Here is a 19537-nt window from a genome sequence, read left to right as displayed (position 1 = left end):
CCGATCAGCGCAAGGCTGCCCCGGTCGGGCGAGCGCCGTGGGTCGCAGGCAATCGCCAGCCGTGCAGGCGGAAAACGGGTCATTTGCTCCAGCAGTTTTTGCCGGGATTCGCGGCTGTCGAGGATGCCCGCGTCTTTGACCGTGGTCGGCAGTTTGGGCGGCCACGGGTGCTGGTCGTCCAGCTCGATGGCGACGATCAGCGCGCCCTCGGTGTCCAGGTCGGTTTGCCCGGCGTGCACGTTATGCAACTGCTCGGGGGCTACGTCGTTGACCCCAAGGCGCTCGCTGCTTGGCATCAGGCGTTCGCGCAGTTGGCTGTAGCCGGGCAGGGTGAGGTCCAGTTGCAGCGCGTTGCGCCCCCGGATCCAGCGCCAGCGGCAGAAGGCCGCGAGCAACAGACGCGGCAACACACCGTAGACCACGAGCACGCCCACCAGCCACACGGCCCAGGCCTGACGCACGGCTTCGCTGCTGTAAGCGGTGTCGGTGCTGGCGCGGATCATTGCTTCGGTCGGCCCGCTAAACCCCAGCCAGCCGGGCACCACGCCCAAAGCGCGGGTGGCGCTGACAAACACATCGGCGCTCAAAATGGTGGTTTCCCAGACAAAGCCGTAACGGCGGGTGGCCATCAGCAAGAGCATGAGCGTCAGCGCGCTGAGCATTGCCAGCAGCCACAAACCATTAACCAAGGTGCCCAGCGCCCAGCGATTGAGTTTTTGCCGTTGCAGCACCAGCAACAACGCCGGGGCCAACTGCGCGGCCTTGGCGTCGCGGGCAAATTTGTCGCTGAGCCACAGCCACAAACGGCCAAGGCTGGCGCTGTGTTCACCGGCGAAAACCAGCCCCAGCAGCCAACTGATCAGCAAAATCAGGTTGATGCCGAGCAGGCTGCCGAGTGCCCAGAACACATTGACCGGGGTTTGCCCATTGCCCAGCGCGGCAAAGGCCAGCCCGCCGCCGCTGATGACGGCCAGCACGGCGAGGCCCAGTAGCGCCAGGCGCGAGCCTTGCAGCCAATGGCGCATGGCCGTAACCAGGCCATCGCGCTCGGCCAGCCACAGCGCACGGTTTTGCAGGCGTGTGCTCAGATCACCGGCACTGCTGCGGGCGCGGCGGTTGGCTTCCAGATCGTCCAGCGGGCCAGCGTGCTCTTCACGCAGGCGCACGGTTTCGGTCAGCCAAAGACGTTGCAACGGGGAAAGTTCAGTCACGCGGCATTCCATTCAAGTGAGTCATGAGCATAACCGCTGTATGCCGGTTAGTCAGGCCGGGTACTGACAGCGCCGGCGGCTCTGGTATCCTCGGCGGTATGAAAAAATCACTCCCCCTCAGCCTGATCGCGGCCCTCGGTGAAAACCGCGTGATCGGCGTCGACAACAGCATGCCGTGGCATTTGCCGGCGGATTTCAAATATTTCAAGGCCACCACCTTGGGCAAGCCGATCATCATGGGTCGCAAGACCTGGGATTCGCTGGGCCGCCCGCTGCCGGGGCGCTTGAACCTGGTGGTAAGTCGTCAGACCGGCTTGCAGCTCGAAGGTGCCGAAGTGTTTGCCTCGCTGGAGGCCGCCGTCGAGCGCGCCGAAGCCTGGGCCATTGAGCACGAAGTGAACGAGCTGATGCTGATTGGCGGCGCGCAGTTGTACACCCAAGGGCTGGCGGATGCCGACCGGCTGTACCTGACGCGTGTGGATCTGAGCCCGCAAGGGGATGCGTGGTTTCCTGAGTTCGATCAGGCGCAGTGGACGTTGGTGTCAGAAGACAAGCATGACGCCGCAGAGGGAAAACCGGCGTTCAGCTTTGAGGTGTGGGAACGGCTGTAAGGCTGACACATCCCCTGTAGGAGCGAGCTTGCCTCGCGATCTTTTGATCTTCTAAAAGATCGCGAGGCAAGCTCGCTCCTACAAGGGATTGAGGGTTAGGCGTGCGCCAGATCACCATGATCGTCTTCGGCCAGAATGGCCTTGTCGGTCTGGTGCAACGCTTGGCTGGTGACTGTACCGGCGACCATTGAGCCGCTGACGTTCAGCGCCGTGCGGCCCATGTCGATCAAAGGCTCGACCGAGATCAGCAACGCCACCAACGACACCGGCAAGCCCATGGCCGGGAGCACGATCAGGGCCGCGAAGGTTGCACCGCCGCCCACGCCCGCAACGCCCACCGAACTGATGGTCACAATGGCCACCAACGAAGCGATCCACACCGGGTCCAGCGGGTTGATGCCGACCGTCGGTGCAACCATCACCGCCAACATGGCCGGGTACAGACCGGCACAGCCGTTTTGCCCGATGGTCGCGCCAAACGAGGCAGCAAAGCTGGCAATCGAAGCCGGAATGCCCAAGCGGCGAGTTTGCGCTTCGATGCTCAGCGGGATGCTCGCCGCGCTCGAACGGCTGGTGAAGGCGAAGGTCAGCACCGGCCAGACTTTGCGGAAGAAGCGCAGCGGGTTAACGCCCGACACCGACAAAATCACCCCGTGAATCACGAACATCAGCGCCAGGCCGATGTACGACACCACCACAAAGCTGCCCAGCTTGAGGATGTCTTGCAGGTTGGAGGTGGCGACCACTTTGGTCATCAGCGCCAACACGCCGTACGGGGTCAGTTTCATCACCAGACGCACCAAGCGCATCACCCAGGCTTGCAGGGTGTCGATGGCGTTGAGCACTTTGCTGCCTTTTTCCGGCTCGTCCTTGAACAGTTGCAGGGCGGCAATGCCAAGGAAGGCGGCGAAGATCACCACGCTGATGATCGACGTCGGCTTGGCGCGGGCCAGGTCAGCGAACGGGTTCTGCGGGATAAACGACAGCAGCAACTGCGGCACGTTAAGGTCTGAGACCTTGCCGGCGTAGTCGCTCTGGATCACGTGCAGGCGGCTGATTTCGGCAGCGCCCGCGACCAGGCCATCGGCGGTGAGACCAAACAGGTTGGTCAGGCCGATGCCCACCAGCGCCGCGATCATGGTGGTAAACAGCAACGTGCCGATGGTCAGGAAACTGATCTTGCCCAGCGACGAGGCGTTATGCAGGCGCGCCACGGCGCTCAGGATCGAGGCAAAGACCAGCGGGATGACGATCATCTGCAGCAGTTGCACGTAGCCACTGCCGACCAGTTCGAACCAGCCGATGGAGGTTTTCAGGGTTTGGCTGTCCGTGCCGTAGACCAGGTGCAAGCCCAAGCCAAAGAGCACGCCGATAACCAGCGCCAGCAGGACTTTTTTTGCCAGGCTCCACGCGGTGTGGCGGGTCAGCGACAAGCCGAACAGCAACGCGAGGAACACCAGCAGATTGAGAATCAGCGGGACATTCATGAGGGCTCCGGGGGAGAGGGGGACGACGCAGGTGACGTCTTCAAGCGATAAAATTTTCGAACCGGAAATGCTAACAGGTTGATATAGCTCGAAATATATCGTTCTGGAATGACCACCTTCACTTTTGGAATAAGCGCATGGCGTTATCAAGACGGTCGAGGTCGCATCCACGCTAAAACTGTCACAGAGGTTTGCTAGCGTCGTCGCCTTTCTTAAGGAGCATAGTCGATGAGGCTGACGGCGAAGTTGATAGCTGCAACCCTGTGTTTGGGCTTGGCCGGGCAGGTGTTGGCAACCGAATTGGAACACTGGCCGGCCGATCAGGCGAAGCAATTGAACGCCATGATTGCGGCCAACGCGAACAAAGGAAACTTCGCGGTCTTTGACATGGACAACACCAGCTACCGCAATGACCTTGAAGAAGCGTTGCTGCCGTACATGGAAAACCTCGGCCTGATCACCCGTGACAGCCTGGACCCGTCCCTCAAGCTCATCCCGTTCAAAGACACGGCCGAGCACCAGGAAAGCCTGTTCAGCTACTACTACCGTTTGTGCGAAATCGACGACATGGTCTGCTACCCGTGGGTGGCGCAGGTGTTTTCGGGCTTCACCCTGCAACAGCTCAAAGGCTATGTGGATGAGTTAATGGCGTCCGGCCAGCCGATCCCGGTCTCTTACTACGAAGGCGACACGGTCAAGACCGCTGAAATCCAGCCGCCCAAGGTGTTTGCCGGTCAGGTTGAACTGTTCAACAAGCTGATGGAAAACGGCATCGACGTGTACGTCATGACCGCCGCTTCAGAAGAGTTGGTGCGCATGGTCGCGGCCGATCCCAAGTACGGCTACAACGTCAAACCGCAGAACGTCATCGGTGTCAGCACCCTGCTGAAAAACCGCGACACCGGCGAGCTGACCACGGCGCGTAAACAGATCAGCGCGGGCACGTACAACGAAGAGGCCAACATGGGCCTGGAACTCACGCCTTACCTCTGGACCCCGGCCACCTGGATGGCAGGCAAACAGGCGGCGATCCTGACCTACATCGACCAATGGAAAAAACCGGTGCTGGTGGGCGGCGATACGCCAGCGAGTGACGGCTACATGTTGTTCCACAGCGTTGACGTGGACAAAGGCGGGATCCACCTGTGGATAAACCGTAAAGACAAATACATGGCGCAGCTGCAAGGCATGATTGCCAAAAACGCAGCGGCCCAGGCCAAAGCCGGCTTGGCGGTGACGGCGGACAAAAACTGGGTGATCGTCAAACCAGACGAAATCCAGTAACTCTCTGTTGTAGGAGCGAGCTTGCCTCGCGATCTTTTGATCTTTTAAAAGCTCGCGAGCAAGCTCGCTCCTACAGGGGCGGTGTGGCACAAAAAATCCCGGCACATGGCCGGGATTTTTGTATAACGCGTTGGCTTATGGCACCAATTTGTCCAGCAGCGCCTTATCACGCACCGCGCCCTTGTCGGCGCTGGTGGCCAGCAAGGCGTAGGCCTTGAGGGCGGTGGTGACTTTGCGTGGGCGGACTTCAACCGGCTTCCAGCCCTTTTTATCCTGCGCAACACGGCGTGCCGCCAGTTCTTCGTCGCTGACCAACAGGTTGATCGAGCGGTTCGGAATGTCGATCAGCACTTTGTCGCCATCTTGTACCAGACCAATCGCACCACCGGCGGCGGCTTCTGGCGAAGCGTGGCCGATGGACAGGCCCGAGGTGCCGCCCGAGAAACGGCCGTCGGTCAGCAAGGCGCAGGCTTTGCCCAGACCTTTGGATTTCAGGTACGACGTCGGGTACAGCATCTCTTGCATGCCCGGGCCGCCTTTAGGGCCTTCGTAACGGATGATCACGATGTCACCGGCCTTCACTTCGTCAGCCAGAATGCCGCGCACGGCGCTGTCCTGGCTTTCAAAGATCTTGGCGTTGCCTTCAAACACGTGGATCGACTCGTCAACACCGGCGGTTTTCACCACGCAACCGTCCAGCGCGATGTTGCCGTACAGCACGGCCAGGCCGCCTTCTTGCGAGTAGGCGTGCTCGACACTGCGGATGCAGCCGTTTTCACGGTCGTCGTCCAGGGTGTCCCAGCGGGTCGACTGGCTGAACGCGGTCTGCGTCGGGATACCGGCAGGGCCTGCACGGAAGAACGTGTGCACGGCTTCGTCGTCGGTCTGGGTGATGTCCCACTTGGCGATGGCATCCGCCATGGTCGCGCTGTGCACGGTCGGCAAGTCGGTGTGCAGCAAGCCGCCACGGGCCAACGAACCGAGGATGGAGAAAATGCCGCCAGCGCGGTGCACGTCTTCCATGTGGTACTTCTGGATGTTCGGCGCCACTTTGCACAGCTGCGGCACATGGCGCGACAGGCGGTCGATGTCTTTGAGGTCGAAGTCGATCTCGGCCTCTTGGGCAGCGGCCAGCAAGTGCAGGATGGTGTTGGTCGAGCCGCCCATGGCGATGTCCAGCGTCATGGCGTTTTCGAACGCCTTGAAGTTGGCAATGTTGCGCGGCAATACCGATTCGTCGTTTTCGACGTAGTACTGGCGGCACAGGTCGACGATGGTGCGGCCTGCCTGCAGGAACAGTTGCTCGCGGTCGCTGTGGGTCGCCAGGGTCGAACCGTTGCCCGGCAAGGCCAGGCCCAGGGCTTCGGTCAGGCAGTTCATGGAGTTGGCGGTGAACATGCCGGAGCACGAACCGCACGTTGGGCAGGCGCTACGCTCGTACTCGGCAACCTTCTCGTCAGAAGCGCTGGAGTCGGCGGCGATGACCATGGCATCGACCAGGTCGAGGCCGTGGCTGGCGAGCTTGGTTTTGCCCGCTTCCATCGGCCCGCCCGACACGAAAATCACCGGGATGTTGAGGCGCAGTGCGGCCATCAGCATGCCAGGGGTGATTTTGTCGCAGTTGGAAATACACACAATGGCGTCGGCGCAGTGGGCGTTGACCATGTACTCGACGGCGTCGGCAATGATCTCGCGGCTCGGCAGCGAATACAGCATGCCGTCGTGGCCCATGGCGATGCCGTCGTCTACGGCAATGGTGTTGAATTCTTTGGCAACGCCGCCAGCCCGTTCGATCTCGCGGGCCACCAGTTGGCCCATGTCCTTGAGGTGGACGTGGCCGGGTACGAACTGGGTAAAGGAGTTGGCAATGGCGATGATCGGCTTTTTGAAGTCGGCATCTTTCATCCCCGTGGCGCGCCACAATGCGCGGGCGCCGGCCATATTGCGGCCGTGGGTGGAGGTCTTGGAACGATAGTCAGGCATGGAACAGCTCCGGGCGGCTAATCAGGTAACAAACAGGGAAGTGAGCTTCTAATCGCTAGGGGATCACACAGAAAATGACCACGTATCCACTAGTTGCCGTGAACGCTGCGGGATCGCCGCACGCTTGGGCTTGAGCTCATAAACCCGCCGGGGATGATTGGCGATGAATGCGTCGATTCTACACGGCTGGCGGTGGGAGGGAATGGTCCAAACCGTGAAGATAGCGGCTACGGGACGAGCGCCCGCTCGCGGATCAGCTCATTCAAACCGAGCGCGATGGCGCTCAGGATCAAAAAGCACACGGCCAGGGTGCTGGTCAGGTGATCGTCGGCCAGGTTGATCACCAGGCTGATCAGGCCGCCGCACATGAAAATCAGCAGGCATCCAGCGGAGGTCGATGTGCCCGCGAGTTGCGGGTAGAGGCTCATGGCTTTGGAGTTGGCGATGGGCCTGCAAATGGTGGTGCCTGCTGTGCAGATGAGCATGGGGATCAGCACCGTGATGGCAGACACGCCAAATTGCCAGTTAAGCCCCAGCATCACCAGCCCGGAAGCGGCGATGAGGCACAGGCCGGCAGTGATTTGTGTCTCGCTGGCGAGCTTGCGGTGCAGCACGCTGGCCATGATGCCGCCGACCACATACGCAGCGCCATACAGCAGCAAGGCCCAGGCGAACTGGTAGGCCGAGAGCTGCAGGTGCTCCATGAAAATCAGCGGCGACAGGACGATAAACGAGAAGTGGCAGGCAAAGGCCAGGGCCGAAATCAGCCAGTAACCGACGAAGCGGATATCAGAAAACAGCCGCCAATACCCGGCGAAAAACTGTCGTGCTGACGGCCTGTGGCGGCTGCGAGACTCGGGCAGCAGGTGCAGTGACCAGCACCAGACCACCACCGCCAGGGCGATGAACACATAAAAGCTGCCTTGCCAGCCCAGGTACAGTTGCAGCCAGGTGCCGACCAAGGGGGAGCAGGAAATGAAGATCCCGCCGCCGGTGGCCATCCAGATCCGGATGCGCTCCAGCTCGCGCCCTGCGAACACGTCCTGGATCAGCGCTTGTGACAGGGCAAATGCACCGCAGCCGACGGCCTGGACCACGCGGAAAAACATGAACCAGGCGAAATCCATGGCTAACAGGCAGCCCGTTGCGCCGATGGTCGCGAGGGCAATGCCGGTCAGCAGCAACTTTTTGCGCCCAAACATATCGGACAAAGGCCCGATCAGCAGCAGCGACACGGCCAGGCCGATGGCGAAAATACTCACCGACTGCGCGACGTCGGACGGTGTGGTGCGAAAGTGGCTGGACAGGGCCGGGAAGGAGGGCAGCACCACGTCCAGGGGGAAGACGGCGAGCAGGGTCATTGTCATCAGCAAGGCAATGGTTGCGCGGGGTTTTGCTGGGCTGTCCGTGGGCGGTTGCACTGATGTGTCCGGTGTTAATCAGGGCGGGCAGTGTTCTGCGCCGGTGCTGGTTTTACAACGATGTCCTGAGTAGGCCGGTACTTGTATTTCTGTAAGAAAAAACTTTTCTCTGCGTCGCCGCGCTCTAGTCCGGCCATGCCGGGTTTTACCCCCGTCTCTGGGCGTGACTACACTCAGGGGCTACAGTGGCGAACGCTTTCTAAGAATAAGGATGTTGAATGCTGACCCTTAATCGATCCGTTTATGGGTGTCTGGCCATTGGCCTGGTGCAAGGGCTTTTACTGTGGCTGGCCAGTGACATTGCCGAGCCGGGCATCAAGTACGCGCTGGTGACCGCCGTGCTGGTGGGCGGGATCAACCTGTTGCTGCTGGGTGACAATGTGCGTCAGCAAGGCGCCGTCTGGCTGGTGCTGGGCATTACCTGCGTGATGACGGCGATCAGCGCCTGGGTGTTCTGGAAGTACAGCGAAACCTGGCTTTACAGCCACTGGTTGAGCGGTAGCTGGACCTGCTTTGCCGTGGTCATCGCCTACATATGTACGGCGTTTATCTTGAGTTGGCCGACCCGTGAAGGGCGCATGCCGCGCTATGAAGATTTGTTCCGGCATGCCTGGGACACGGTGTTTATCGTGTTACTGGGCTTGCTGTTGAATGCGGTGTTTTGGGCGTTGCTGCTGTTGTGGGGCAGCCTGTTCAAAATGCTCGGCATCGTGGCGCTGAACAAACTGTTTTTTACCGATGGTTTTGTCTGTGTCAGCTCGGCCGTGGTGTTTGCCCTGGGGCTGCAAATGGGCCGTGATAACGACCGGGTGATTGGTCTGTTGCGTGGCATCTTGCTCACGCTGTGCCGCTTTTTGCTGCCGCTCAGTTCAATGATTGCCATTGTGTTCACGTTTACCTTGCCGTTCAGCGGTCTGGCGCCCATTTGGGACACCGGTTATTCGACGCCGATCATGGTGTGCCTGGTGGCGGCCAACCTGTTCTTGCTCAACGGGGTGTTTCAGGACGGTCATCAAAGCAGCGGCTACCCGCTGTGGCTCGTGCGCATGGTGGATCTGTGCCTGCTGTGTTTGCCGGTGCTGGTGGTGCTGGCCGGGTATTCGAGCTGGTTACGCATTGAGCAATACGGCCTGACGCCTAGCCGTGTGCTGGCGATGTTGCTGGTGCTGGTGGTGTTCGCCCATTGTGTGGCGGCGCTGTGGGCCGTGTTTGCCTCGAAATCGACCTGGCTGGGCAGCTTGCGGGTCAGCAACCCGTGGATCGCGCTGGCGTGCGTGGTGCTGTTGCTGGGCATTCATACGCCATGGTTCAGCCCGTTGAAGATCAGTGCGCAGAATCAGGTGCAGCGTGTGCTCAACGGTAAAACCCCGGTTGAGACCTTTGATGCCGACACCTTGCGCTATCGCTTGGGTGCGCCGGGCATGCATGCGTATGAAACGTTGTTGGCGCAAGTCGAGCGCGGCGAGGTACTCACCGAGCCTGCGCGGGCGGTGCTGCTGAAACGGCTCAAGGACGTCGAAATCGGCCGCAGCGGGGCTGCGCAGAACGACCGGTTGCTGGAGTGGATCGGCCCTGGCGTGGAAGGCAGCGAGCAGTTCGATGCGCTGGGCATGGCTGGCCATCTGTGCCGGTATCCGGGATGTGCGATGTGGGCTGTCGATCTGGATCAGGACGGGCAGTTGGAGGTGTTGCAGTTGCCCAAGCAGGAGTGGCCGGGCCCGCTGTACTTTTTCAAGCGCAATGCCCAAGGCAAGTGGCTACGCGCCGGGCTGTATGAAATGGACGACAACCCGCTTGAATTGATCAAGAAGATTCGCGAAGGGGAAGTCCAACTGGTGAAACCGCGATATCAGTCGTTGCAGATCGGCGGTGCGGTGCTGAGCCCGCGGGTGGATAAGCCCTGATGCTAAACCTGTGGGAGCGGGCTTGCTCGCGATGCAGGCGATGCGGTTTTCAGTTAAACCGTGTCGTGCCAATCGCGAGCAAGCCCGCTCCCACTAGGGTGTTTAGGTGTTAGGCAGCAAACGGCAGGTGATGCTCTTGATGTAGCGGGTTTCGACAATCGCCGGGTGCACCGGGTGATCCGGACCCTGGCCACCGCGTTCGAGCATCTGGATGTTGCGGTCCAGATGGCGGGCGCTGGTCAGCAGGATGTTTTGCAGATCGTCTTCCGGCAAGTGCATCGAGCACGACGCGCTGACCAGAATCCCGTCTTTGTTGAGCAAACGCATGGCCTGCTCGTTGAGACGGCGGTAAGCCGCTTCGCCGTTTTTCAGGTCTTTTTTGCGTTTGATGAAGGCCGGCGGGTCCGCCACGATCACGTCAAAGCGCTCTTCGTTGGCTTTGAGCTCGCGCAGGGCTTCGAACACGTCGCCTTCCATGCTGGTGACTTTGTCGGCCACGTCGTTCAGCGCGGCATTGCGATCAACGCCGTCCAGAGCGAAACCCGAGGCATCGACACAGATCACTTCGCTGGCGCCGAACGCCGCTGCCTGCACGCCCCAGCCACCGATGTAGCTGAACAGGTCGAGGACTTTTTTGCCTTTGACGTACGGGGCCAAACGCGCGCGGTTCATGCGGTGGTCGTAGAACCAGCCGGTTTTCTGGCCTTCCATGACCGGTGCTTCGAACTTGACGCCGTTTTCTTCCAGGGCCACCCACTCCGGCACCATACCGAAGACGGTTTCGACGTAACGCTCAAGGCCTTCTGCATCGCGGGCTGCCGAGTCGTTCTTGAACAGGATGCCGCGTGGCTTGAGCACTTGCACCAGCGCTGCAACCACGTCGTCTTTGTGGCGTTCCATGGTGGCAGAGGCCAACTGCACCACCAGAATGTCACCGAAACGGTCAACCACCAGGCCTGGCAGCATGTCGGAATCGCCGTACACCAGACGGTAGTAAGGCTTGTCGAACAGACGGTCACGCAGGGACAGGGCCATGTTGAGGCGGTGAACCAGCAGCGACTTGTCCAAGGGCAGCTTGATGTCACGCGACAGCACGCGCGCGCAGATCAGGTTGTTCGGGCTCATGGCCACGATGCCCAGCGGCTTGCCACCTGCGGTTTCGAGCAGCGCTTGGTCACCGGCTTTAAAGCCGTTAAGCGGGGTGGTGGCTACATCAATTTCGTTGCTGTAGACCCACAAGTGGCCGGCGCGCAGGCGTCGATCGGCATTGGCTTTAAGGCGCAGGCTTGGCAGGGACATGAAGTCGCTCCGGGTATTGAAAAGGGCGCGATTATAGCCTTAGACGCCACCTGCAAGCTTGGCTGATTCGCGGTATTGCGTCGGATCGCGCGCCCATTCGCGCAGAAAATTCCGCTAGAATCGCCGCCTATTCCAGAGTGTGCAGACATGCCCCCAGAGCTTTCATCGCAACAGATCAGTCAGGCTTTGCAAGGCATCAGCGTGCCGCCTCAACCGCAAATCATGGTGGATTTGCAGATGGAGCAGTACATGCCGGACCCGGATCTTGAGGTGATTGCGCGCTTGATCGCTCAGGACCCTGGCTTGTCGGGCGCGCTGCTTAAAATCGTCAACTCGCCGTATTACGGCCTGACCAACAAAATCGCTTCAATTCGTCGCGCAGTGACGTTGCTGGGCAGCCGCACGGTGATCAACCTGATCAATGCGCAGTCGATCAAGGGCGAGATGGGTGACGACACCATCGTCACCCTCAACCGTTTCTGGGACACGGCCCAAGACGTTGCCATGACCAGCCTGAGCCTGGCCAAGCGCACCGGCATGTCGGCGCCCGATGAAGCCTATGCGCTGGGCTTGTTTCACGATTGCGGCGTCCCGCTGATGCTCAAGCGCTTCCCGGATTACATGCATGTGCTGGAACAGGGCTACGCCAATGCGGGCCCTGGCCGTCGCGTGGTGGACACGGAAAACCGCCACTTCAACACCAACCATGCGGTGGTCGGCTACTACACGGCCAAATCATGGCGCTTGCCGGGGCACCTGACCGAGGCGATTGCCAACCACCACAATGCGCTGGCGATTTTCAGCGACGAGTCCTCGCGCAACGGCCCGCTGAAAAACCTGCTGGCGGTGCTGAAAATGGCCGAGCACATTTGTGCGTCCTCCAAAGTTCTTGGCAACCAGCGCGAAGACCATGAATGGAACAGCATCAGCCATCTGGTGCTGGACTACATTGGTTTGTCCGAGTATGACTTTGAGAACGTGAAAGAAAGTATCCGCGAGTTAGGGGCTGACTAGATGCCTGAGTTACCAGAAGTCGAAACCACCCGCCGGGGCATTGCCCCGCACCTTGAAGGGCAGCGGGTCAGCCGGGTCATCGTGCGTGACCGGCGTTTGCGCTGGCCGATCCCCGAAGACCTGGATGTGCGTTTGTCCGGGCAGAAAATCGTGCAGGTTGAGCGGCGCGCCAAGTATTTGCTGATCAACGCCGAAGTCGGGACGTTGATCAGCCACTTGGGCATGTCGGGCAATTTGCGTCTGGTCGAGGCGGGCCTGCCGGCGCTCAAGCATGAGCACGTCGACATCGAGCTGGAGTCGGGGCTGGCCTTGCGCTACACCGACCCGCGGCGCTTTGGCGCCATGCTCTGGAGCCTTGACCCGCTGAACCACGAACTGCTGATCAAGCTGGGGCCGGAGCCGTTGACCGACCTGTTTGATGGCGAGCGGTTGTTCCAGCTGTCGCGCAAGCGTTCGATGGCGGTCAAGCCCTTCATCATGGACAACGCGGTGGTGGTGGGCGTGGGCAATATCTATGCGACCGAAGCGCTGTTTGCCGCAGGCATTGACCCGCGCCGCGAGGCCGGGAGCATTTCGCGGGCGCGTTATTTAAAGCTGGCGATTGAGATCAAGCGGATTCTGGCGGCGGCGATAGAGCGGGGCGGTACCACGCTGCGTGACTTTATCGGCGGTGACGGCCAGCCGGGTTATTTCCAGCAGGAACTGTTCGTGTACGGCCGCGCTTACGAGGCGTGCAAGGTCTGCGGTACCGAACTGCGCGAGGTCAAACTGGGCCAGCGAGCCAGCGTGTTCTGCCCACGCTGCCAGAAGTAACCCCGAACCTGTAGGAGCGAGCTTGCCTCGCGATCTTTTGATCTTTAAAAGCGAAAGATCGCGAGGCAAGCTCGCTCCTACAGAGGCAACCCTTACGCCTTACCCGTGATCAGCCGGTATTTTTCCATCAGCTGTTCTTCGGTTTCCGGGTGGGCTTCATCCAGCGGGATGCAGTCGACCGGGCATACCTGCTGGCATTGCGGCTCGTCGTAGTGGCCTACGCACTGGGTGCACAGGTTCGGGTCGATCACGTAGATCTCTTCACCCTGGGAAATAGCAGCGTTCGGACACTCGGGTTCGCAGACGTCGCAGTTAATGCAATCGTCGGTGATGATCAGGGACATGGGTACTCCGGCCGGGGCGGTTTGCCCGGGCAACTAAAATCGAATGCGGCAATTGTGCCGCATTGGCGCCCGCAGTGCACGCGGGCGCCGCTTCAGCGGTTACTTCTTGCGAAACCGCTCGGTCAGGGCGTCAGCCACAGCCGGGTGGACAAACTTGCTGATATCGCCGCCCAAAGCCGCGATTTCACGGACTAACGTCGACGATATAAACGAATAGCGCTCGGACGGCGTCAGAAACAGGCTTTCGACGTCCGGTGCCAATTGGCGATTCATGTTCGCCAGCTGAAACTCGTACTCGAAGTCCGACACGGCACGCAGGCCACGCAGAAATACATTGGCGTTCTGTTCTTTGGCGAAGTGCGCTAGCAGCGTCGAGAAGCCGACTACCTCGACATTGGGCAGGTGCTTGGTGACCTCACGCGCCAGCTCAACGCGCTGTTCCAGAGGGAAGAGCGGGTTTTTTTTGGGGCTGGCCGCGACCGCAATGATCACGTGATCGAACAGGCGCGAGGCGCGCTCGACCAGATCGCCATGCCCCTTGGTAATGGGGTCAAATGTACCTGGGTACAACACTCGGTTCATCGCGTCGTCCTGGCGGGAATCCGTTGGGGAGTCGGATGGTATCGCAGCATTCCCGGTCGGCCAAGTCGCCAATTTAAGAAGAAAGCACTATAGACGCCGCCAGTTAACTCCTTTTTCACGGATTTTTAAGCCGTTGGGCCAGCTGTGTAGCGAGTTTGGCTGTGAGTGCGTACACCGACAATTGTGGGTTGGCGCCGATGCTGGTGGGGAACAAAGAGCCATCATGGATCGACAGATTGCGTAACTGATGATGGCGCCCAAGGCTGTCGGTGACCGCCAGGTGCGGGTTTTCCCCCATGGCGCAGCCGCCCATCACATGGGCGCTGGCCAGGCGCGTTCGATACCGCTCAAGGCTCAGGTTGTTGATGTGCTCGCGGGTTTCGCCCAGGGTTTTCATGTAGCGCGCATCGCTGTGCAACGGCATCACCGCGCTGGCCCCGGCGGCAAACTGGATCTCGGCCATGCTGTGGAACGCCCGCCTGAGCCCGTCCCAGCTATACGGCGTGACGCTGTAATCGAGCACGGGGCTGCCGTCACTGCGTAATTCAACGTTGCCGCCGGGGCTGTCGGGGTGAAAGCCGTCGCGCATCAGGGCCAGCATCATGTGGGTGTTGGGCAGTTGCGCCATGTGTTCTGCGTTGGTTTCGCCGTAGCCGCCAAACAAGGTGGCGGCCAGCGCCGGGTGCAAGGGCGGCACTTCGAGTTTGTAGCCCATGGGGCCGGTTGCGCCGTCTTGCCACTGAAAATGGTCTGTGTAAATCGACTGCGGGGCGCCGTAAAACGGATTGATCGCCGTCGCAAACTGCGCAGCCGAGAAGTTGACCAGGTGCAGAAACGTACGCTTGCCCACTCGCCTGTACGGGTCGGGCGCCTCTGAGCGCAGCAGCAGGCCGGGGCTGTTGATGCCGCCGCCCGCCAGCACGTAATGCCGCGCCTTGACCGTAATGGTGCAACCTGTGGGCGCCACGCTGCGTCTGTCCATGGCTTGGCACTCCAGGCCGGTGACCTGATCACCTGCAATCAACAAACGCTGGGCGCGGGCCAGGTACAGCAACTCGCCGCCGTTTTCGAGGGTCGCGGGGATGGTCGTCACCAGCATCGACTGCTTGGCATTGGTCGGGCAGCCCATGCCGCAATAACCGAGGTTCCAGCAGCCGCGCACATTGCGCGGGATTACCTGCCAGCGGTAGCCGAGTTTTTCACAACCGGTGCGGATTACTTCGTTGTTGGCGTTGGGCGGGATCAGCCACGGGGCCACGCCGAGCCGTTGCTCCATCTGCGCAAACCAGGGCGCCATGGCGGCTTCGCTGTGGCCGCTGACCGCATGCTCGCGGGCCCAGTGCTCCAGCGTCGGCGCCGGGGTGCGAAAGCTTGAGGTCCAGTTGACCAGGGTCGTCCCGCCCACCGCGCGGCCTTGCAGGATGCTGATGGCGCCGTCTTTGCTCATGCGCCCGATGCCTTCCTGATACAGGCTGGTGTAGGCCTCGCCTTCGAGCAGCTTGAAATCGCTGCTGGTCTTGAGCGGTCCTTCTTCGATCAGCAGCACTTTGAAGCCCGCATTACTGAGGATTTCAGCCGTCGTGCCGCCCCCGGCGCCGCTGCCAATAATGGCAATGTCGGCTTCCAGCGTCAGGTCGTTGTCGAGGGTTGAGCCGTTATGGGTTTTCCATCCGCGTGCCAGGCCTTCGCGGAATAGATCGGGTACAGGCATAAGGACGTCTCATGAAAATTATTATTGTGTGAATCAAATCGTCGGCGGGCCGGGATACCCGCAATGGGGCCACAACTCGGGCTTTTCGTAGCCGCTCATCATCACCAGTTGCAGCAGCGAGGCATGGCCCATGCGCAACAGGCTCAAGCTGCTGTTTTGCCAGCGATGCAGGAAGTAGCGGATTTGATCGGGGGTGGTCTTCTCCCAGCTGCTCCAAAGCCCCGTGAGCGGGCCGCGAGTGACGGGCATGGCCAGCACGTCGAATAGCTGCAAGGTCAGCTTGAGCAGCTCTGGCGAGAGGTGAGCCAGGTTGTTGTCCAGCGTGTGCAAGGTGGCGTCTGTCGCTCCCGGCAGGGAGGTGTGCGAAATGCTGCCCGCCAGCATCACCGGCACCAGCGCCTGTAAAAACACCAGGTCTGTGCTGCGCAGCACCCTGAAACCCCGAGCGCTGAAAGTAGCCGAGCAGCCGCTGAGGCTGGCGCCCAGCCCGGCAGTGGCCAGAAAAGCCGAGGCGCAAAGGCCGACTTTTAAAACGCCACGGCGGGACAGTAGCGTCGGTTCTTCCAGAAATTCCGGCATGGCTTGGTCTCGCCGTTTGAGGCTATCGGATAAACAGCTTTTGAATCAGGCGTACCAGCGACCGGCCATACGGCGGGTAAATCGCCAGCGAACTGTTCCAGCGCTGTTTGCTCAACACCCCTTTGGCGTGGCTGAACGTCAGGAAACCTTCGTGCCCGTGGTAACGCCCCATCCCGCTCTGGCCGATGCCGCCAAACGGCAGGTCGTCGATGGCCACGTGCAGCAGCGTGTCGTTAATGCAGACGCCGCCCGAGTGGGTGTCTTCGATGACGCGCTGTTGTTCGGCCTTGTTGTACCCGAAGTAATAGAGCGCGAGTGGGCGAGGTCTTGAGTTGATGTAGGCAAGCGCTTCATCGAGCGTGCTGTACGCGACAACAGGCAGCAGCGGGCCGAAGATCTCGTCCTGCATGACCTGCATCTGGTCGTTCACATTCAGCAGCAACGCGTGGGGCATGCGCCGCCCCTGGCCTTGGGCATAGAGCGGGATCAGCCGGGCGCCTTTTTCGCTGGCGTCTGTTTGCAGGTGCTCAAGCCGCGCCAATTGGCGCTCGCTGATGATGGCGGTGTAGTCGGGGTTGTCGGCCAGCGTTGGATAAAAATCGAGTACGGCCTGGCGGTAAGCCTCGATAAACCCGTCGACCCGCTCGTGCGGCACTAGCACATAGTCGGGCGCGATGCAGGTTTGCCCGGCGTTCAGGGTTTTGCCCCAGGCAATGCGCCGGGCGGCGTCTTTGAGTGGCACCTCAGCCGAAACGATCGCAGGGGATTTGCCGCCCAACTCCAGCGTCACCGGGGTCAGGTTATCGGCGGCGGCACGCATCACCTGCTTGCCGACATAGGTCGAACCCGTGAACAGCAGGTGGTCGAAGGGCAGTCCGGAGAACGCCACGGCAACCTCGGCGTCGCCCAACACCACAGCAACCATGTCCTCGGGGAAAATCCGCCCCAGCAGGTCTTTGAGCAAACGACCGGTGGCTGGCGTGTACTCACTGAGTTTGAGCATCACCCGATTGCCCGCCGCCAAAGCGCCGATCAAAGGCCCCATGGCCAAATACAGCGGGTAGTTCCACGGCACGATTACACCCACCACGCCCACGGGCTGATACACCACCTTGGCGCTGGCGGGCTGGAACATCACGCCCACATGACGCGATGACGGCTTCATCCAGCGTTTGAGGTGTTTGAGGGTGTAGTCAATGCCCTGCAAGCTGGGCATCAGCTCGGCAAACAAGGTTTCGTCGGGGCTGCGGTGGCTGAAGTCCTGGCTGATGGCGTCAATCAACACTTCGCGCTCGCGGCTCAGCAATACTCGCAGGCTCTTCAACCATTGCTGGCGTTGTGCTATTGGTGGGAGCGGATGAGCTGTGTAGGCTTTTCGCTGCAGGGCGAAAAGGTTGTGGAGATCGTCCAAGGCGCTGGAGGAACTGTGGCGATGGGCACTGTCGGTAGACATCGTTCGCTCCCTGCGGATGTTTGGGGTTCTCGTAAGAGCCAAGATGTTTTTAGAGCCTGCGCTCTATGTTGTCAATTGGGGGTCTGCCACTCGGGCTGTTTGAGCCACGGTGGTTAGGCTTTAAGATGTTTTTCGATATTCATCGAAGACCAATCCATGGCCGCACGATTAAAAACCAGCCAGCGCATCATCAATACCAGCCTGGAGTTGTTTAACCAGCTGGGTGAACGCAATGTCAGCACCAACCACATTGCGGCTCACATGGAGATTTCGCCGGGTAATCTGTATTACCACTTCCCCAACAAGCAGGCGATTATCTCGGTGCTGTTTAGCGAGTACGAGGTGCTGGTGCTGGACTTTCTGCGCCCGCCCGAGGGTCGTTTGCCTGACGTCAGCGACAAACGCGACTACTTGAAGCACCTGCTCAATGCCATGTGGCGTTACCGCTTTTTGTACCGTGACATTGAACACCTGCTGCTCAGCGACTCTGAACTGGCCGTGCGTTATCGGTGCTTTTCCACGCAATGCCTGGCTCAGGGCCAAGCCATTTATTCGGGGTTTGTGCAGGCGGGCATTCTCGACATGACGCCCCAGCAAATCGAATCGCTGACGCTCAATGCCTGGATCATCCTGACGTCCTGGGTGGGGTTTTTGTGCACCACGCGCGAGAACGCCACCCACCTGTCCGAAGAGGCGCTGACCCGCGGAATCTACCAACTGCTGATACTGGAATCGGGCTATGTAACGCCGCCGTACCGTGCTGCGGTTGATGAGTTGCTCAAGGAATATTACGTTCCATTGCAAAAGACATTGGTCGTACAGTAGCGCTGTTCCCATCCCCCTCAGGAGTTCGCCATGCCCGTTGCGCAACTGATCAGCCCTCAAGCCCTGAACGAACGTCAGGCGCACCCCGGATTGGTCATTCTGGATTGCCGTTTTGCCCTGGAAGACCCGGAATACGGGCACAGCAGTTATGTTGAAGGCCATATTGCCGGTGCGCAATTTGCCGACCTTGAGCGTCACCTCAGCGGCCCGGTGATTAAAGGCGTCACGGGGCGCCATCCGTTGCCTGAACCGTCCGCCTTGCTTGAACAACTGCGGGCATGGGGCATCAACCAGGACAGCGATGTGGTGCTGTATGACGATGGTCCCGGTGCATTTGCGGCCCGTGCGTGGTGGTTGCTGGCGTGGCTGGGCAAGCGCGATGGCGTGTTTATTCTCGATGGCGGGTTAAAGGCTTGGCATGCGGCGGGTTTCAAACTGACCACGGACGAGCCCGATGTTGTGCCTGGCACCTTTGATGGTCAGCCGGATAGCCACTTGGTGCTGAGCGCTGAGCAATTGCAAGCGCGCTTGGGCCAGCCGGGGTTGACCCTGATCGACGCTCGCGCCAAGCCACGTTTTCGCGGCGAGGTTGAGCCGATTGACCCGATTGCCGGGCATATCCCTGGGGCGCAATGTGCGGCGTTCAATGAAAACCTCGACAGCAGCGGGCGCTTCTTGCCAGCCGAGCAACTTAAACAGCGATTTGCCGAACAACTGGCGGGCCGCTCGCCGGATGAACTGGTGGCGTATTGCGGCTCGGGCGTGACGGCGTGCCACAACCTGTTTGCATTGGGATTGGCGGGCTACCCGCTGGGCAAACTCTATGCGGGCTCATGGAGCGAATGGATCAACGACCCGGCACGAGGTGTCGCAACCGGGGATTGACCCCGTAGGAGCGAGCTTGTCTCGCGATCTTTTGATCTTTAAAAGAATCAAAAGCCCCCTCACCCTAGCCCTCTCCCTGTATGGACCGGGGACATAGCGAACACAATGTTCGGAGACATCGCGAACACTTT

17 protein-coding genes are annotated in these 19537 nt (G+C 60.3%); 7 read left to right on the top strand and 10 right to left on the bottom strand.

Annotated features, from left to right (window positions below):
- Positions 1-1211: DUF2868 domain-containing protein (locus tag GHO25_RS22990; protein ID WP_178110192.1), on the bottom strand; the 1211-nt coding region annotated here is incomplete at its 3' end.
- 98 nt (positions 1212-1309) lie between these two features.
- On the opposite strand from GHO25_RS22990, the gene GHO25_RS22985 reads away from it, so the two are divergent.
- Positions 1310-1822 carry a dihydrofolate reductase gene (locus GHO25_RS22985; protein ID WP_153392582.1) on the top strand — a complete coding sequence of 171 codons (513 nt, stop codon included), beginning with the start codon at positions 1310-1312 and terminating at the stop codon, positions 1820-1822.
- A 95-nt stretch (positions 1823-1917) separates the two neighbouring features.
- Here GHO25_RS22985 and GHO25_RS22980 read toward each other — a convergent pair whose 3' ends face one another.
- A complete protein-coding gene (locus GHO25_RS22980; protein ID WP_153327129.1) occupies positions 1918-3309 on the bottom strand; it encodes an L-cystine transporter in 1392 nt (463 codons plus the stop codon).
- A 228-nt stretch (positions 3310-3537) separates the two neighbouring features.
- Here GHO25_RS22980 and GHO25_RS22975 point away from each other — a divergent pair, with 228 nt between their 5' ends.
- A complete protein-coding gene (locus GHO25_RS22975; protein ID WP_153392579.1) occupies positions 3538-4593 on the top strand; it encodes a haloacid dehalogenase-like hydrolase in 1056 nt (351 codons plus the stop codon).
- 135 nt (positions 4594-4728) lie between these two features.
- On the opposite strand, the gene ilvD is transcribed toward GHO25_RS22975, so the two are convergent.
- Positions 4729-6576 (bottom strand): dihydroxy-acid dehydratase, encoded by a 1848-nt coding sequence (gene ilvD, locus GHO25_RS22970; RefSeq protein ID WP_048371027.1) that lies wholly within the window; start codon positions 6574-6576, stop codon positions 4729-4731.
- 227 nt (positions 6577-6803) lie between these two features.
- Positions 6804-7943, bottom strand: coding sequence for an MFS transporter (locus tag GHO25_RS22965; protein WP_153392589.1), 1140 nt, complete (start codon positions 7941-7943; stop codon positions 6804-6806).
- Between the two features lie 272 nt (positions 7944-8215).
- On the opposite strand from GHO25_RS22965, the gene GHO25_RS22960 reads away from it, so the two are divergent.
- Positions 8216-9901 (top strand): DUF4153 domain-containing protein, encoded by a 1686-nt coding sequence (locus GHO25_RS22960; RefSeq protein ID WP_153392576.1) that lies wholly within the window; start codon positions 8216-8218, stop codon positions 9899-9901.
- A gap of 102 nt (positions 9902-10003) precedes the next feature.
- Here GHO25_RS22960 and GHO25_RS22955 read toward each other — a convergent pair whose 3' ends face one another.
- Positions 10004-11200, bottom strand: a complete 1197-nt coding sequence (locus tag GHO25_RS22955) for a class I SAM-dependent rRNA methyltransferase (RefSeq protein ID WP_153392573.1) — start codon at positions 11198-11200, stop codon at positions 10004-10006.
- 201 nt (positions 11201-11401) lie between these two features.
- Here GHO25_RS22955 and GHO25_RS22950 point away from each other — a divergent pair, with 201 nt between their 5' ends.
- Both GHO25_RS22950 and mutM read left to right on the top strand, forming a co-directional pair.
- Positions 11402-12214, top strand: a complete 813-nt coding sequence (locus tag GHO25_RS22950; RefSeq protein ID WP_178110193.1) for an HDOD domain-containing protein — start codon at positions 11402-11404, stop codon at positions 12212-12214.
- Positions 12215-13027 (top strand): bifunctional DNA-formamidopyrimidine glycosylase/DNA-(apurinic or apyrimidinic site) lyase, encoded by an 813-nt coding sequence (gene mutM / locus GHO25_RS22945; protein ID WP_048385129.1) that lies wholly within the window; start codon positions 12215-12217, stop codon positions 13025-13027.
- Between the two features lie 92 nt (positions 13028-13119).
- Here the strand turns inward: mutM and GHO25_RS22940 are convergent, their stop codons facing one another.
- The 5 genes from GHO25_RS22940 to GHO25_RS22920 form a co-directional block, all read right to left on the bottom strand.
- The gene (locus tag GHO25_RS22940; protein ID WP_003213796.1) at positions 13120-13371 is read right to left on the bottom strand and encodes a YfhL family 4Fe-4S dicluster ferredoxin; all 252 of its coding nucleotides are present in this window, start codon (positions 13369-13371) and stop codon (positions 13120-13122) included.
- A gap of 99 nt (positions 13372-13470) precedes the next feature.
- Positions 13471-13953: a pantetheine-phosphate adenylyltransferase gene (coaD, locus tag GHO25_RS22935; protein ID WP_047278434.1), complete on the bottom strand. Its 483-nt coding sequence runs from the start codon at positions 13951-13953 to the stop codon at positions 13471-13473.
- 115 nt (positions 13954-14068) lie between these two features.
- Complete coding sequence (locus GHO25_RS22930; protein ID WP_153392570.1) at positions 14069-15664, bottom strand: GMC family oxidoreductase; 1596 nt, start codon at positions 15662-15664, stop codon at positions 14069-14071.
- Between the two features lie 33 nt (positions 15665-15697).
- Complete coding sequence (locus GHO25_RS22925) at positions 15698-16243, bottom strand: hypothetical protein (RefSeq protein WP_048371015.1); 546 nt, start codon at positions 16241-16243, stop codon at positions 15698-15700.
- Positions 16244-16265: 22 nt separating this feature from the next.
- Entirely contained in the window at positions 16266-17696 is a 1431-nt protein-coding gene (locus tag GHO25_RS22920; RefSeq protein ID WP_153392567.1) for a coniferyl aldehyde dehydrogenase, read from the bottom strand.
- Between the two features lie 156 nt (positions 17697-17852).
- Between GHO25_RS22920 and GHO25_RS22915 the strand changes: the two genes are divergently transcribed.
- Both GHO25_RS22915 and GHO25_RS22910 read left to right on the top strand, forming a co-directional pair.
- Positions 17853-18521 (top strand): TetR/AcrR family transcriptional regulator, encoded by a 669-nt coding sequence (locus GHO25_RS22915; RefSeq protein ID WP_048371011.1) that lies wholly within the window; start codon positions 17853-17855, stop codon positions 18519-18521.
- A 30-nt stretch (positions 18522-18551) separates the two neighbouring features.
- Complete coding sequence (locus tag GHO25_RS22910) at positions 18552-19406, top strand: sulfurtransferase (protein WP_048371009.1); 855 nt, start codon at positions 18552-18554, stop codon at positions 19404-19406.
- The last annotated feature ends 131 nt before the right edge of the window (positions 19407-19537 follow it).

Source organism: Pseudomonas sp. FSL R10-1350 (genome assembly GCF_009600525.1).
Lineage (GTDB): Bacteria > Pseudomonadota > Gammaproteobacteria > Pseudomonadales > Pseudomonadaceae > Aquipseudomonas > Aquipseudomonas helleri.
This window is presented reverse-complemented; position numbering and strand designations above follow the sequence as displayed.